Raw genomic sequence first — 14,164 nt, forward strand, 5'->3', positions numbered from 1 at the left:
GCATGGCCCCCATTCCACCCCCTGCCGCCCCCACCAGCGGCGATATTGTCCCGCCCATTGGCGAGCTTTTGCTGGCCAAGGGGTTGATGACGGTCGCGCAGGTGGAACGGGCGCTGGAACTGCAACGGCAATGGAAAGTGCCGTTCGGTGACGTCGTCATTTCCCAGGGCATGGTGAAGGCGCGCGAATTCTATCGCACGCTGGCCGACCGCTTCCGCCTGCCCTTCATCGACATGATGGCCGAACGGCCGGAGGACGGGCTGGCGGACAAAAGCCGGGTGGATGAATATAGCCGCCTGCTGCTGCTGCCCTGGAAGAAGGAAGGCGATGTCGTCACGGTCGCGACTGCCGATCCGGGGCCGAAGGCCATGCTGTTCGCACGCCAGACCTATGGTCCCAAAACCCGGATGGTGGTGACGTCGAAATTCGACATCGTCTGGACGTTGCAGCGCCTGTTTGAGGATGAGTTCAACCATCTGGCCGTCCATGCCCTGGCCGACATGGACCCGACCAGTTCGGCCCGGACCGTGGTGACGCCGGGCCAGACCCTGTTCCTTTACGGGCTGCTGTCGGTCTTCCTGCTGGGGCTGGCCTTCGCACCCATCGGTACGCTGATCACGGCCAATATTATCATGGCCCTGTTTTATCTTGGTAATTTCTTCCTGAAGACTATCCTGGTCTGGTTCGGGTCGGATGCCAAACAGGTGGACCGCAAGGTGACGGACGCGGAGGTTGCGGCCCTGCATGATGATGACCTGCCGACCTTCACTGTCCTGGTGCCCATGTATAAGGAGCCGGAGGTGCTGCCCATCCTGGCGGCGGCGCTGCGCCGGTTGGACTATCCCATCGCCAAGCTGGATATCAAGCTGGTGCTGGAAGCCGGCGACCATGAGACGATCAATGCCGCCAAGGCCCTGGGCCTGGAGGGCATTTTCGAAATCATCCGCGTGCCGCCGACCAAGCCGCAGACCAAGCCCAAGGCCTGCAATTATGCCCTGCGCTTTGCCCGTGGCGAATATCTGGTGATCTTCGATGCGGAGGATCAGCCGGAGCCGGATCAGTTGAAGAAGGTCGTGGTGGCCTTCCGCAAGGCCCCGGAAAACACGGCCTGCATCCAGTGCCGCCTGAACTATTTCAATGCCAATGAAAACTGGCTGACGCGGATGTTCACGCTGGATTACTCGCTCTGGTTTGACTTCATGCTGGGTGGGCTGGAACGGCTGAATATTCCGATCCCGTTGGGCGGCACCTCGAACCATTTCCGCATGGATGTGCTGACCAAGCTCCACGCCTGGGACCCGTTCAACGTGACGGAGGATGCCGATCTGGGCGTGCGCCTGACACAGAAGGGCTATCGCGTCGGTGTCGTGAACTCGACCACGTTTGAAGAGGCCAATGTCTCCATCCCCAACTGGGTGCGGCAGCGGTCACGCTGGATCAAGGGCTATATGCAGACCTATCTGGTGCATATGCGCGACCCGATCCACCTGTACAAATCGGTGGGGGCCGGTGGCTTCTGGGGGTTCCAGTTCTTCATCGGCGGCACCATGCTGTCGGGCCTGCTGAACCCGATCTTCTGGGGTTTCTATCTTATCTGGCTGCTGATCGGTGGCACCTGGCTGGACCCGCTGTTCCCGACGGCCCTGCTGTATCTGTCGCTGTTCAACCTGCTGGCGGGCAATGGCTTGTTCACCTACATCTCCATCATCGCGCCGGTGAAGCGCGGCTGGACCAATCTGGCGCCCTGGGGCCTGACGGTTATCGGTTACTGGGCGCTGATGTCGGTGGCGGCCTATAAGGCACTGTGGCAGCTGGTGAAGAACCCGTTCTATTGGGAGAAAACGCAGCACGGCCTGTCACAGACCACCAAGCAGGAAGTGGCCAAGGCGCTGGCCAGCATGGGGCAGTCATCATGAGCATGACCGCTATCGCTACCACTACCCGCAACTTTGTCCCAGCCCATCTTGATCAACGGGGAAGCCGGCCTGTGCCGCGCTGGCTGCTCCCGGTTTCGCTGGCCCTTCTGCTGCCGCTGATCGGGTTCGTGGCGTCCTGGCCGATGCAGGAAGGCTGGCTGGGTCCGGCCATGGCCGACCGCTGGACCCGCGCCCTGCTGGCAACCTCCGATGTCGGGGCCTTCCGTGACTTGACGGGCACGGCCTATCCGGTCCTGCCATTGACCTTTGACATGGGCGTCGCCCTGATCCCCGGCCTTGATGGCGTGCCGGCACCGCTGGTGGTCAATGTCCTGATACTGTCCATCGCGGCGGCCCTGTGGGTGCGTATGCTGGTGGCGGGCGGGCACAGGGTTGTGCCGTCGTTGGTGACGGCGGGGTTGCTGGCCTGCACGCCGTCGCTGGCGTTGAATGTGGCGGCGGGCGGGGCGGCACCGCTGGGCGTGCTAGCCTTTACCATCGCCGTCTCCTCCTCCTTGCGGCTGGCGCGGCGGGGAGAGGTCAATGCCATGATCGCGCTAGGCGTGTCGCTGGCCTGTCTGGCGCTGTCCGATGCGGCGGGCGCCTATATCGTGCTGGCCGCCGTTCCCTTCATCGCCCTGATGCTGCCAGCGCGCATGGTGGCGACATCGGCGTCGGGCAGTTTGCTGGTGGTCATGTTCCCGCTGATGTTCGCCTCCATGGCCCTGTTCTATGCGAACTGGGTTTTTGGCGGCTCCCCCCTGGCCTTCGCGGCGGGGGTGGATGCGGCCATCCATGGTTCGGCAGCGCATGTGGGGGACAGTTCCTGGCTGATGGGACCGGGCGGGACCATGGGCATGTCGGTCCTGGTGGGTCTTGCCCTGATCCTAGCCAACGCACCGTTGCTGCCGGTTGGCATGCTGTTGGGCGATAGCGGGGCGCGGCGCGTGCTGCTGCTGTTGACCGGTATTCTGCTGACGGCCTTGGTGTTGACCTCTGCTACCTGGTTCCTGGGTGATCCGGGGCGGTTGCTGGCCTATCTGGCACCGGTATCGGTGCTGGCGGCAGCGGTAACGGGGCGCAACCGTCTGCGCGCCGGCGTGATGCCGCTGCTGGCGGCGGCAGGGCTGCTGGCCGGCTGGTGGGCGCAAGGGCAGGTGGGTGATGCCGACACCGCCGGCTGGCGTCAGGCCGTGCTGGGTGCGGGGCAGGTGGAGGGGGATACGCGCGGCGAACTGGCGCTGGGCCGTTTCCTGCGCGACCTGGACGACGTCGCTATCGATGGCTTGACCGCAGGGGCAGTGGTGCCGGGCCGCGGCCGTGCGGCGGGGCTGGTTCTGCCCAGCAATGATCGGCTGAAGGCCGATCTGATCGTCCGCCAGCTGCGCACAACCTATGTCGCGTTGCGCGACCCCGTCAGTCCGGCTGGCACCCGTGACCGGATCGCACAGGCGTTGCCAGATTTATGGCATGATGCGGGAACAGGGGCGGTTTTGATATATGACCGGGGGGACTGGCGTGTCTGGCGTCTGCCAGCCGACAGCGGGAAAAGGGGTGAATGACATGATCCTGATTGTTGAGGATCTGGAAGAGGTCCGCGAATTGCTGTCGGCCCAGCTGACCGCCTGCGGCTATGGCCCCATCATCAAGGCGGGCAGTGCGGAGGAAGCGCTGGCGGCGCTGGATGTCGAACGCACCGATGGGGAGGAATGCCCTATTGATATCGTGCTGATGGACATCATGCTGCCCGTCATGGACGGGATCACGGCCACCTGTCTGATCAAGGAAAATCCCCGCTTGGCCGATGTGCCTGTGATCATGGTTTCCTCGCTGGAGGATGAGGAGACCTTGAACCAGGCCTTCATCGCCGGCGCCTTTGATTATGTCGTGAAGCCGGCGACGCTGGTGGCTCTGCGTGCCCGCGTGCAGTCGGCTCTGCGCTGGCGCACCGAAGCACGCCGCCGACGGGCACGGGAAGGCGAACTGGCGGAACTGACCGCCGACCGCCGCCAAACGCCCGCCGCCGATCCGCGTGGAGTGACGGGCCTGGGCTGGCCAGGACCCGCTCAATGCGGACAGATGCTGGCGGAACGGGCCCAGCGCAGCCATCCCGGTGCCGTCCTTTACGCCGCCATCGATGATTTCGGTCGTCTGGAAGAGGTGGATGGCGCCGATCCGGCGGCGGCCCTTACCCGCCGTGTCATGGAACTGGCGGCGGGCTTGCCGGGACGCATCGGCGATGTGCTGACCATGGCCGGTGACGGGCGGCTGGCCGTGCTGTTTGAGAATAATGACGCGGCTGCCGCACGGGATATCGCCGAACGGCTGGTCGATCTGGTGGCCCGTGCCCGCATTCCGCATCCCCGTTCCAACGCCGGCCCGCATGTCAGCCTGTCTGCCGGCTTCGCCACAGGGGTGGAGGCGGCCAGTCTGGCGCGCCGCGCCTTGGACCAGGCCCGCGCTCATGGTGGGGCCCGCATCATCGACGGCGCCAGCCTGCCGCCGGAGGACAATTGACCCATGTTTCTGCGCAAATGCCTGACCCTCTTGTCTCTGCCGCTGCTTGTGTCCGCTATGCCCGCCTTTGCCGGGGCCTGGCCGCAGGCGGCGGGAACCATGGAGGTCATCGCCGGTGCCACCTACTCGGAATCCGACAGCGGCTTTGACGGTCGCGTCGGCGGCACCGACCCGAAATTCCGTAAGCTGGAGGTGGCGCCGCTGATTTCCTGGGGGGTGGGTAGCGACACCACAATCAGCTTCCAGCCTTCCTGGCAGCGGCTGAAGGCCGACAATGCGGCCGGGGGCAGCGACAAGGGATCGGGTCTGGCCGACGCGGAATTCGCGGTTCGCCGCACCATATGGCAAGACGGTACCGACATCGTCGCGCTGCAGCCGCTGCTCCGCGTGCCGCTCGGCTATGACAAGGGGGATCAGCCGCCGCTGGGGTCGGGAAAGGTCGATGCGGAGATGCGTGCGCTCTATGGACACGGTTTCAACCGCGGCTTCATCGACGCCCAGTTCGCGTACCGCACCCGCGGCGGGCCGGCGGCGGATGAGCTGCGCCTAGACCTGACAGCGGGATACAGACCGGATAATGACTGGTTGCTGCTGGTGCAGAGTTTCAATGCCGTCAGTGTGGGCACGCCGGGCGCCGGCTATGGGGATGTTCGCCGCTATAAGCTGCAATTGTCAGCGGTGCGCAAATTGACAGATGATGTCAGTCTGCAATTCGGCCTGTCAAAGGCCATTGGCGGTCGCAATGCCGGGGGGGAACGTATGGCATTGCTGGCCCTATGGTGGAATTTCGGCGGGCGGTAACCGAAGGGGGAGGGGCATGGTGATCCTCAGCCTGCGTAATCTGATGGGGGCGACAACGGGCACCATCGTGCTGCTGCTGGCGCTTGTTCATGGCATCCTGTCCGGGTGGGAAGCCGAGCGTGTCCTGAACCAGGAGGTCGGTACTTCCCTGGCGGCTGTCGCAGAGGGATTATCCTCCCGTCTGAATGGCGACATGCAGGCCCGTGCCGCCCTGACCCAGGTGCTGACCCAGGTCGAGGCGTTGGGCGACCCTGCCGTGGCCCAGCGCATCGTGGATCAGATGGGTGATCAGGACCCGGCCCTGGCCTGGGCCGGGATCACCGACAAGGATGGCAAGGTCGTGGCTGGCACGCGCGGCATCCTGGTTGGCCAATCCATCGCCCAGCGCCCCGTCTATGTGGAAGGGATCAAGGGCACGTTCATGGGTGACGTGCATGAGGCGGTGCTGCTGGCCAAGCTGCTGCCCAATGTCACGGGAGAGCCCCTGCGCTTCGTCGATGTGTCGGCCCCCATCAAGGGGCAGGATGGTTCCGTGCGCGGCGTCGTGGCCGTGCATTACAGCTGGGATTGGGCGCGCCGGCTGGTCACCGATCCCCTGTCGCCGATGCAGGGGCGCAGCGGCCTGGAGACCATTCTGGTCGCCGCCGATAACCGTGTTCTGCTGGGCCCGCGCGACCTCCTGGGCAGCATGCTGCCGCTTGAAAGCACCCGGCGGGCGCGGGAAGGCATGGTGGGCTGGCGGGTCGAACGCTGGCCCGACGGCAAGGATTACATAACGGGCTTCGCCGCCGATCAGCGTCAGCGCGTGGTCAAAGGGCTGGCCTGGACCGTACTGGTCCGGCAGCCGGTGGAGATTGCCTATGCTCCCGCCGACGGCATCCGGTATCTCATTTTCTGGTCGGGCTTGGGGCTGGCCCCGTTGTTCGGGGCACTCGGCTGGCTGGTGGCCAACCGTATCGCCCGCCCCCCACAGGGATCGGACCGGTAACCAGCGCTGCCCGGTCGCATTCCATATGAGATGGAATAAACCCGGTCGCCATCTGGCGCGGATGGGGCCAATTCCGGCCTGGCGCATCCGGCCCGGCCTTGCCCCCCTATCCGACCCCTGCCATCCTGCCCATGGGGATGACGCCAAAGGGGGAACCGATGATCCTGTCAACGCTGGAGAACCCGGCCGGATACCGTGTCGTGAGGCATGTGGGGCTGGTGCAGGGCAGCACGGTACGGTCCAAGCATGTGGGCCGGGACATCATGGCGGGGCTGAAGGAAATCGTGGGCGGCGAACTGCGCGGCTATACCGAGCTTCTGAACGAGGCGCGGGAGGAGGCAACCTCCCGCATGCGTGCAGCGGCGGAAGAATTGGGTGCCAATGCCATCATCTCCATCCGCTATGGCACCGCCAATATCGGCAGCGGGGCGGCGGAGGTGCTGGCCTATGGCACCGCCGTTGAGATCGTGGCGGAACAGGCCGCATCGTGAGCGGGCCGAAACCCGATCTGCCCCCCGGCTTTGAATGGCTGGAGATTCTGGAGGATCTGGGCAACGGGGATGATCTGGATATCAGCATCTGGCTTGGCGGCGTGTTGGCTGCCTTGCTGTTCAACGCCGCCGTCCTGCTGTTGGGGGCGTGGCTGGAGCGCCGCCATGACCGGCGGTTGCTGGATATGGAGGCGGCGATGGCCAGCGTACGGGTCTTCACGGGCCGGCCACCGCTGGATGTCGTGGGTAAACCGCAACTGGTGCAGGCCGCCATTGTCATGGCACCGGCGCCGCTGGGCCGTCTGATGCTGCTGATCCGGCGGATCATCGGGGGACGTGTGGTCACGCGGCAGCGCGACATGCAGCGTACGCGGCGTTTGGCCCTGCTGCGCCTGCGTGAACAGGCGCACGGTCTTGGGGCGGGCGTGCTGGCGGGGGTGGACATCTGTCAGATCGGGCTGGGTCGGGGCCGCTTCGCCATGCTGGCCACCGGCACGGCCCTGGTTGGGGCAGCGCCGGGGCCGCTGCCTCAGGTGACGGAAGCGATCGGCGCGGAGCCGCCCCGGCAGCGGCGGGAGATCGTGATCGCGCTGGCCGCCTTGATCCTTGCCGCGGCGGCCACGGCGGAAATGGATTATCTGGTCGACACCTATTTCGGCAATTTCTGGAGGCGCTGGGTCTTCCATATCAAGGAATGACGGCTCAGACGGGCGCCGCCTGCTTCTTGGGTCGCTTGAACCAGAAGGTCCAGACGGCCAGCGTCCCCAGAACCGCCATGCCCAAACCCGACAGGGTCATCAACAGACGGTAGGCAAGACCGCCGACCTTGGCTGCGTGCAGGGGATAGACCTTCTGAAAGGCCTGCTGCCCCGCCGGCATGGACAGGGCGTCGCGCATGTCCACAACCCTTCCATCGGCAGGGTCGAACCAGATCAGGGTGCGGCCATTGGGCAGCCATTCATCAGGCTGTTTCAGGCGCAGGGAAATCAGATCGCCGGCTTTGCGCGGCAGGGCCAGGACCCGGAACTCAGCCTCCGGAAAGCGTGCCTGCGCCGCCGACAGCATGGCGTGCCAGTCGGGGTTATCGGCCAATGGGCCACCCGTCACCTTGGGTGCCGCCGTCGCGGCGCGCCATTCCTTGGCAGAGCCCAACGGGCTCAACACGAAATCGGCCACGGGCCGCAGGGTCAGCATGGCGCCTGTCAGGCAGGACACGAACAGCAGCGGCGCCAGAACCACGCCGATATCCCGGTGATGGCGGATGATGGCGGGCCGCGACATGCGTGCGGGCCAGAGTTTGAACTGGAACGTGCGGCGCAGCTTCCACCACAGGATGAAGCCGGAGATCACGAAGAACAGTCCGACCAGAGACACGATGCCCAGGAACGTCTCCCCCACCTCCCCGGCCAGCAGATAATGGTGCAGGTCGAACAGCCACAGTTCCGGACGCTCCCAGATGCTGTCCCAGGACGCCACGACCGTTCCGGCCTGATCGGCATAGGCACCGGCACCCTTGGCGGTGCGCAGCCGGTGCAGGCCGAAACTGTCGCTGGCGAAGATGATGCTTTCCGGGCGGGCCGGATCGGCAAAGATCTTCCCCACGGCCGCGGCGACAGGGCCGGCATCACGCACCAGCGCGTCACCGGCACCCGGGGCCATGACCCAGGCATCCTTATGCACCAGCAAGGCCCCGGACAGGCCCATCAGGGCCAGGACCAGACCCAGGATGCCGCCGGCCCAGCGGTGGAGAAGATCGAGCGCCTTCATCAGAAGCTGTAATCCCAGCCGACGGTCAGGGTGCGGCCACGGCCGGCATAGTAACGCTGGCTATCGGTCAGACGCTGGGTCTGGCTGTTATAATCGATGAACTGCCGGTCCAGCAGGTTCTGCACCGACAGGGTCACACCACCGATGGGCAGCTCATAGCGGATGGAACTGTCAACCACCGTGTAGCCCTTGAAGCTGGCAAAGACATTGCCACTGCCGACATCGCCCGAGAGATAAGTCTGGGTCTGCACCCGCGCCGTGATCTTATCCTGCGCGTATGTGGCGGCGAGGTTCAGGCGGTCGGGCGAGATGTTGGCACCATCCAGGCGAACATCGACCTTGCCGTCATTATTGCTGTCGGCGCGTCCCTTCAGATGAGCATACCCGCCCGACAAGGTCAGACCGGGCAGGGGCGTCTCATAGGACAGGTTCAGTTCCAGCCCCTCGATCTCCACCCGCTGGCGCTGCACCTCATAAACACCGTTCAGCAGGACCAGAAGCTGCCCTTCCTTCGAACTGGACCAAAAATAGGTGGCACCGCCCTTGAACGGACCATAGTCGCCCTCAATCCCGATCTCCTTGTTGTTGGAGACGATGGGGTTGATGTTCAGGTAATTGTCCAGATCGATACCCACCTGGGTAATGGCGCGCGTGATGCGGCCCACGTCGGGGGCGGTGTAGCCCTCGGCATAAGACGCGTAGGCGCGCAGACCGTCCACCGGCTCCACGATCACCCCGCCATTCCACAGCGTGTCGCTGAAGCTCGGGCTGCCGCCCGAGACGAAGCGGGAACCGTAGGAGGCCAGCGTCGTGTAATCATCGATGGTGATGCGGGCATTTTCCGACCGCACGCCGCCGGCCAGTCGCAGCTTCTCATCCAGCAATGCCAGATTGAGCTGGGCGAAGGGAGCCAGACTGCGGAAATCCGTGGGCGGCACCCATTTGCGGCCCGTGGCGATCAGGCGCTGTTCGGTCGTGTCCCAGATGGCGTCGAAACCGACGGTGCCCGTCAGATCCTCAAACCCCGGCATGGCGCGCTCATAGGCGATCTTGCCGCCCGTTTTGCGCGACCGGTTCTGCGACTGATCGAACAGGGTGCCGTTGGGGGCCAGACGCACATCCTGGAAGGTGGCGATGGGCAACGGGTCGCCGCCAAACGTGTCGCGCGACCGGTTGAAGAAAATCTGGCTGGTCAGGGTACCGCCCGCCAGATCATCGTCGGTCAGGGACAGGGCTACGCTTTCGGTGCGGTTGGCTGCCGGTGTGCCCGGCGGATTGCCCTTGACCGACGTGCCGGGCAGCTTACGGGCGCGGTTGCCGGTGACGGCCACATAGTCACCATCGCCCTTCAGTTCGAACCGGCTGGCGATCAGGTCCAGGCGCGCGCCCTCCCAGACTTCATATCCGAAGCGTGCGAAGACATTGGTGCTGGCGCTGTCCTGGGTTTCGCCCTGGGTGCTGTCCATGCCGATGCGGCGGCCATTGGCGTCATAGAAGGCGCCGCGTGTCTCATAGGCCGCACCCACGGTGGCATCAAACCGCCCGTCCCGGTGGCTGAGCAGGGCCGCCACCTTGCCGCCAAAACTGTCGCCTTCGAACCCGTCATTGGCCGTGCCCTGGACCAGGACGCGACCGCTATTGCCATCGGCCTTGGGCGCGCTCACGGTCACCTGATTGACGATGCCGCCGGTCCCGCCGATGCCCTGCAACGCGTTGGAGCCGAAAATCACCTCCACCCGATCCACGAAGAACGGATCGATGGTGAAGCCGTCGCGCGACCCGTCACGCAGCGGGGTGGATTGCGGGATGCCGTTGATGGCGTAAAGCGGCGACCGGCCGCGCAGCGTTTCACCGGCTCCCGACAGCTTCTGGCGGGTGGGGGAGAAAGACGGGATCAGGGTGGCCACGGCATCCACGACCGATCCGCTGATGGCCGCCTGCTGTGCCAGATCGGCGCTGCCGATGACATCCACGGTCAGGGGCAGGGCGTTGGCCGGCAGCTTGGTGCGCGCCGCCGTGACAACGATGGCATCGATATCGTCCTGTGCCTTCGCTGCCTGCTGTGCGGCGGCGGGCAGGGCAATCAGGCTGCTGCTGATCATCAGGAACGACAAGGACTTGCGCATCGAAACCTCTCCTTTTCAAAACGCCGGGACCCTATGACGTCACACATACAAATGCAACTCATTATCAATGCTATTGATGCAAGTCGGGTTTGATGCTGCGGGGTGCTGGAGGTCAATAGGGGGGAGTTTATTGCAAATATGAAATCAAATAAAAATGGCAAACAAATAAATATTTGTTCTCGTAAACAAAATCTTCATGTCGCAAATGCCACAGAGGTTAATAATGAATAAACACTGTTACAATTCACTATTGCAGTAAAATTGGCCCTATACGAGTGTTCCGCCGGTGCCTTGGGGCACATTGACTGAGCGCGCGCCCGCAAGCTTGCCGAACAGAGGCGCGGCCTGTTGGAACAAGGGGACACAGCAACCATGACACTTTCTAATAATGTGCGCGGCTCGGTCCGCTCCCGCCTGCTGCTGGGCGCCGCCCTGGCCGCGGTGCTGGCGCCGATGGGCACCGCCCTGGCGCAGGATGCGATCGAAGAGATCGTTGTGACCGGTTCGCGCATTGCGCGTCCCAATGATACCTCCACCAGCCCCGTTTACTCGGTGGGTGCCGCCGAGATTGACGCGCTTCAGCAGCCGGAAGTCGAGAAAATCTTCCGCATGCTGCCCGTCACGGTTCCCGGCGACGGCCAGAACACCAATAACGGCACCGCCGGCGCCTCCACCGTCGATCTGCGCGGCCTGGGTGCCCAGCGCAACCTGATCATGATGGATGGCAAGCGCGTCACGCCGTACAATTTCAACGGTCTGGTTGACGTCTCCACCATCCCGACGGCCCTGATTGAGCGTGTGGACATCGTCACCGGCGGTGCGTCCGCCGTGTACGGCTCGGACGCCATGTCCGGCGCCATCAACTTCATCATGAAGGATGATTTTGAAGGCGTTGATGCTAATTACGACTATTCCGTCACGGGCGAGGGGGATGGTCACATCCATTCCGCCGATGTGACCGTCGGTTCCAACCTGGCCGATGGCCGCGGCAATGTCGTGCTGGGCATCAACTACTCGCAGCGCAAGGGCGTGCAGCTGGGTTCCCGTCCGCTGGGTCAGCTGGGTATCGCCACCGCGTCGGGTGCTAATTACCAGAACTTCCTGGATGGCAAGGTGCCGGACCCTGCCCCGGCGGGTTGCGGTGGTCCGAACTCCGTCGCGGCTGGCGGTTCGCCGACCACGCTGCCGTCGCGCGTCACCATCGCCGGCGGCCCGGCCCTGGGTCAGTTCCGCGATGATGGCTCCATCGGCGCCAACTGCTCGGTCTTCAACTTCAATCCGTATAACTACTACCAGACCCCGCTGGAGCGTTTTGGGGGCTTCGCGTCCGGCCATTACGAGATCAACGAGCATGTCGAGGCCTATGGCCGCTTCTCGTACTCCAGCACGAAGAACACCCAGCAGGTCGCGCCGTCGGGCATTTTCGGCACCACCTTCTTCGTGCCGCTGAACAACCCGTATCTGACGGGTGCTGCCCGTCAGACCATTATCAACGCCGCCAATGCCGGCCGCACTGCTGGTACGGTGATGACGGGCGGTGTCTTCCCGAACTGGGTGGACGTCAACAATAACGGCGTTGTCGATCAGGCCGACGATATCCGTCTGTCGATCAGCCGCCGTACCGTGGAACTGGGGCCCCGCTCCACCTCCTACGACAATAACGCGTTCCAGTTCCTGACGGGGCTGCGCGGCGACATCATGGAAGGCTGGACCTATGATGTGTCGGTGCAGCATGGCGAAAGCAGCCGCACCAACCTGAGCCAGGGCTATACCAACATCACCAATGTCGGCAACGCGCTGAACGCCGTCAGCACCACGGCCTGCCGTGGCGGCCAGGGCGGCTGCGTGCCGATCAACCTGTTCGGTGGCTTCGGCTCCATCACCCCGGAAATGGCGGCCTATGCCTCCGCGTCGGCCATCGACAAGCAGCATTACGCCCAGACCATCGTCACCGGTTCCGTCAGCGGCCCGATCGAAGGTCTGGTCAGCCCCTGGGCCAGTGACAGCGTTGCCGTCAGCTTCGGTGCCGAGTACCGCAAGGAAACCGGCTCCCGCACACCGGACGAATGCTGGAAGCTGGCTCCGGCCTCGTGCCTGGGTGGTGCGGGCGGTAACCTGCGCCCGATCTCCGGCGGTTTCGACGTGCAGGAAGTCTTCGGCGAAGTGCTGGTGCCGCTGGTCGCGGACAAGCCGGGCTTCGAGTCGCTGGACCTGGAAGCGGCCTATCGTTACGCCGACTATGACCCGACCGGCGTCAACAAGACCTGGAAGCTGGGCCTGAACTGGACCCCGATAGACAGCGTCCGTTTCCGTGGTTCGCAGCAGCGCGCGGCCCGCGCCCCGAACGTAGGTGAACTGGCGGCACCGCAGGTCGCGGCCCTGCAGAATGCCAATACCGACCCCTGCTCGGTCGGCAATGCGGCGGCTCTGACGGATGCCACCCTGCGCGCCCGCTGCATTTCCACCGGCATGACCGCCGCCCAGGTCGGTAATGTCGTGGATATCGCCGCCGGTCAGGTGAACGTGTTCGCCGGTACTGATCTGGCCCGCTTGCCGACCCCGGAAGTGGCCGACACCAGCACGTTGGGCATCGTCCTGACCCCGGATCTGGGTGCGATCAAGAACACCTTCATCTCGCTGGACTATTACAACATCAAGATCAAGGACGTGATCGGCGCCTTTGCACCGCAGGAAATCCTGGACGGTTGCTATGTCGCCGGTGACGCCAGCCAGTGCGCCAAGGTCATCCGCGTCGGTGGCACGCTGACTCTGCCGGGTGCAGGTCTGCAGGCCTTCACGACCAACCTGAACTACCTGAAGGCCGAAGGTCTGGAACTGGGCGTCAACTTCAATGTCGACCTGGAGGATCTGGGCGTCGGCGGCGATATGGGCACCCTGATCTTCGCCCTGAACGCCAACTACTACCTGACGCAGGAGTCCAAGAGCTCCGACCAGACCCCGGTCCTGGACTGCGTGGGCCGCTTCGGCACCAGCTGCCCCGGCGCCGTCGGTGCCGGTGGCGTCGGCAGCCCGCTGCCGGAAGTCCGCTGGGTTCAGCGCATGAACTGGAATATCGGCGACTTCACCATCGGTTATACCTGGCGTCACCTGGGTGGGGTGGAGATCGAGGAGCGTCAGAAGCCCACGACCTTCGACAAGTTCGAGAAGATCAAGGCTTACAACTACATCGACCTCCAGGGTTCGTATCAGCTGTTCGAGCAGGTGCGCCTCAGCGCCGGCGTGACCAACCTGTTCGAAAAGGACCCGCCGGTGGTCGGCAACGAAGCGGGCGCCACCTCTGCCAACTCGGGCAACACCTTCCCCAGCATGTATGATCCGCTGGGCCGCGTGTTCTCGGTTGGTGTGAACGTGCGCTTCTGATCCCGGATGGCTGGAGCGGTACCGGATGACCGGTGCCGTTCCGACCGGCCAGGATTAACATACCCCGGGCGCGCAACCCGACCGGTCCCATGCGGGACTGGCCGGGTTGCCGTCATTTCGGATATCATTATTGCAACGCGGCCCGCGGGGTGGCTGAAATGATTGAAAGTCACGGTG

The 14,164-nt window shown here is 64.2% G+C and carries 10 protein-coding genes; 8 read left to right on the forward strand and 2 right to left on the reverse strand.

What is annotated here, in order from left to right:
- The first annotated feature begins 2 nt into the window (after positions 1-2).
- From C0V82_RS15680 to C0V82_RS15710, 7 genes are all read left to right on the forward strand, one after another.
- Positions 3-1,916, forward strand: a complete 1,914-nt coding sequence (locus tag C0V82_RS15680) for a glycosyltransferase family 2 protein (protein ID WP_102113095.1) — start codon at positions 3-5, stop codon at positions 1,914-1,916.
- A complete protein-coding gene (locus C0V82_RS15685) occupies positions 1,913-3,478 on the forward strand; it encodes a hypothetical protein (RefSeq protein ID WP_158659961.1) in 1,566 nt (521 codons plus the stop codon). Before C0V82_RS15680 ends, C0V82_RS15685 begins: the two co-directional genes overlap by 4 nt.
- A 1-nt stretch (position 3,479) precedes the next feature.
- A complete protein-coding gene (locus C0V82_RS15690) occupies positions 3,480-4,433 on the forward strand; it encodes a response regulator (protein WP_158659962.1) in 954 nt (317 codons plus the stop codon).
- A gap of 3 nt (positions 4,434-4,436) precedes the next feature.
- Complete coding sequence (locus C0V82_RS15695) at positions 4,437-5,234, forward strand: transporter family protein (protein WP_102113098.1); 798 nt, start codon at positions 4,437-4,439, stop codon at positions 5,232-5,234.
- A 16-nt stretch (positions 5,235-5,250) separates the two neighbouring features.
- A complete protein-coding gene (locus C0V82_RS15700; RefSeq protein ID WP_102113099.1) occupies positions 5,251-6,222 on the forward strand; it encodes a cache domain-containing protein in 972 nt (323 codons plus the stop codon).
- Positions 6,223-6,380: 158 nt separating this feature from the next.
- Positions 6,381-6,713 (forward strand): YbjQ family protein, encoded by a 333-nt coding sequence (locus C0V82_RS15705; protein ID WP_102113100.1) that lies wholly within the window; start codon positions 6,381-6,383, stop codon positions 6,711-6,713.
- Complete coding sequence (locus C0V82_RS15710; protein ID WP_102113101.1) at positions 6,710-7,411, forward strand: heavy metal-binding domain-containing protein; 702 nt, start codon at positions 6,710-6,712, stop codon at positions 7,409-7,411. Before C0V82_RS15705 ends, C0V82_RS15710 begins: the two co-directional genes overlap by 4 nt.
- 4 nt (positions 7,412-7,415) lie before the next feature.
- Here C0V82_RS15710 and C0V82_RS15715 read toward each other — a convergent pair whose 3' ends face one another.
- Together C0V82_RS15715 and C0V82_RS15720 are read right to left on the reverse strand one after the other, a co-directional pair.
- Entirely contained in the window at positions 7,416-8,480 is a 1,065-nt protein-coding gene (locus C0V82_RS15715; RefSeq protein WP_102113102.1) for a PepSY-associated TM helix domain-containing protein, read from the reverse strand.
- Positions 8,480-10,606, reverse strand: coding sequence for a TonB-dependent receptor (locus tag C0V82_RS15720; protein WP_102113103.1), 2,127 nt, complete (start codon positions 10,604-10,606; stop codon positions 8,480-8,482). The genes C0V82_RS15715 and C0V82_RS15720 overlap by 1 nt, the downstream gene beginning before the upstream one ends.
- Before the next feature lie 372 nt (positions 10,607-10,978).
- On the opposite strand from C0V82_RS15720, the gene C0V82_RS15725 reads away from it, so the two are divergent.
- Positions 10,979-13,987 (forward strand): TonB-dependent receptor domain-containing protein, encoded by a 3,009-nt coding sequence (locus C0V82_RS15725; protein WP_102113104.1) that lies wholly within the window; start codon positions 10,979-10,981, stop codon positions 13,985-13,987.
- Positions 13,988-14,164 lie beyond the last annotated feature (177 nt).

The sequence above is a fragment of the Niveispirillum cyanobacteriorum genome (assembly GCF_002868735.1).
GTDB lineage: Bacteria > Pseudomonadota > Alphaproteobacteria > Azospirillales > Azospirillaceae > Niveispirillum > Niveispirillum cyanobacteriorum.

What these genes read in the sequence shown, in the direction of transcription:
- C0V82_RS15680 (WP_102113095.1), top strand. Translation starts at nt 3, where the DNA reads ATGGCCCCCATTCCACCCCCTGCCGCCCCCACCAGCGGCGATATTGTC.
- C0V82_RS15685 (WP_158659961.1), top strand. Translation starts at nt 1,913, where the DNA reads ATGAGCATGACCGCTATCGCTACCACTACCCGCAACTTTGTCCCAGCC.
- C0V82_RS15690 (WP_158659962.1), top strand. Translation starts at nt 3,480, where the DNA reads ATGATCCTGATTGTTGAGGATCTGGAAGAGGTCCGCGAATTGCTGTCG.
- C0V82_RS15695 (WP_102113098.1), top strand. Translation starts at nt 4,437, where the DNA reads ATGTTTCTGCGCAAATGCCTGACCCTCTTGTCTCTGCCGCTGCTTGTG.
- C0V82_RS15700 (WP_102113099.1), top strand. Translation starts at nt 5,251, where the DNA reads ATGGTGATCCTCAGCCTGCGTAATCTGATGGGGGCGACAACGGGCACC.
- C0V82_RS15705 (WP_102113100.1), top strand. Translation starts at nt 6,381, where the DNA reads ATGATCCTGTCAACGCTGGAGAACCCGGCCGGATACCGTGTCGTGAGG.
- C0V82_RS15715 (WP_102113102.1), bottom strand. Translation starts at nt 8,480, where the DNA reads ATGAAGGCGCTCGATCTTCTCCACCGCTGGGCCGGCGGCATCCTGGGT.
- C0V82_RS15720 (WP_102113103.1), bottom strand. Translation starts at nt 10,606, where the DNA reads ATGCGCAAGTCCTTGTCGTTCCTGATGATCAGCAGCAGCCTGATTGCC.
- C0V82_RS15725 (WP_102113104.1), top strand. Translation starts at nt 10,979, where the DNA reads ATGACACTTTCTAATAATGTGCGCGGCTCGGTCCGCTCCCGCCTGCTG.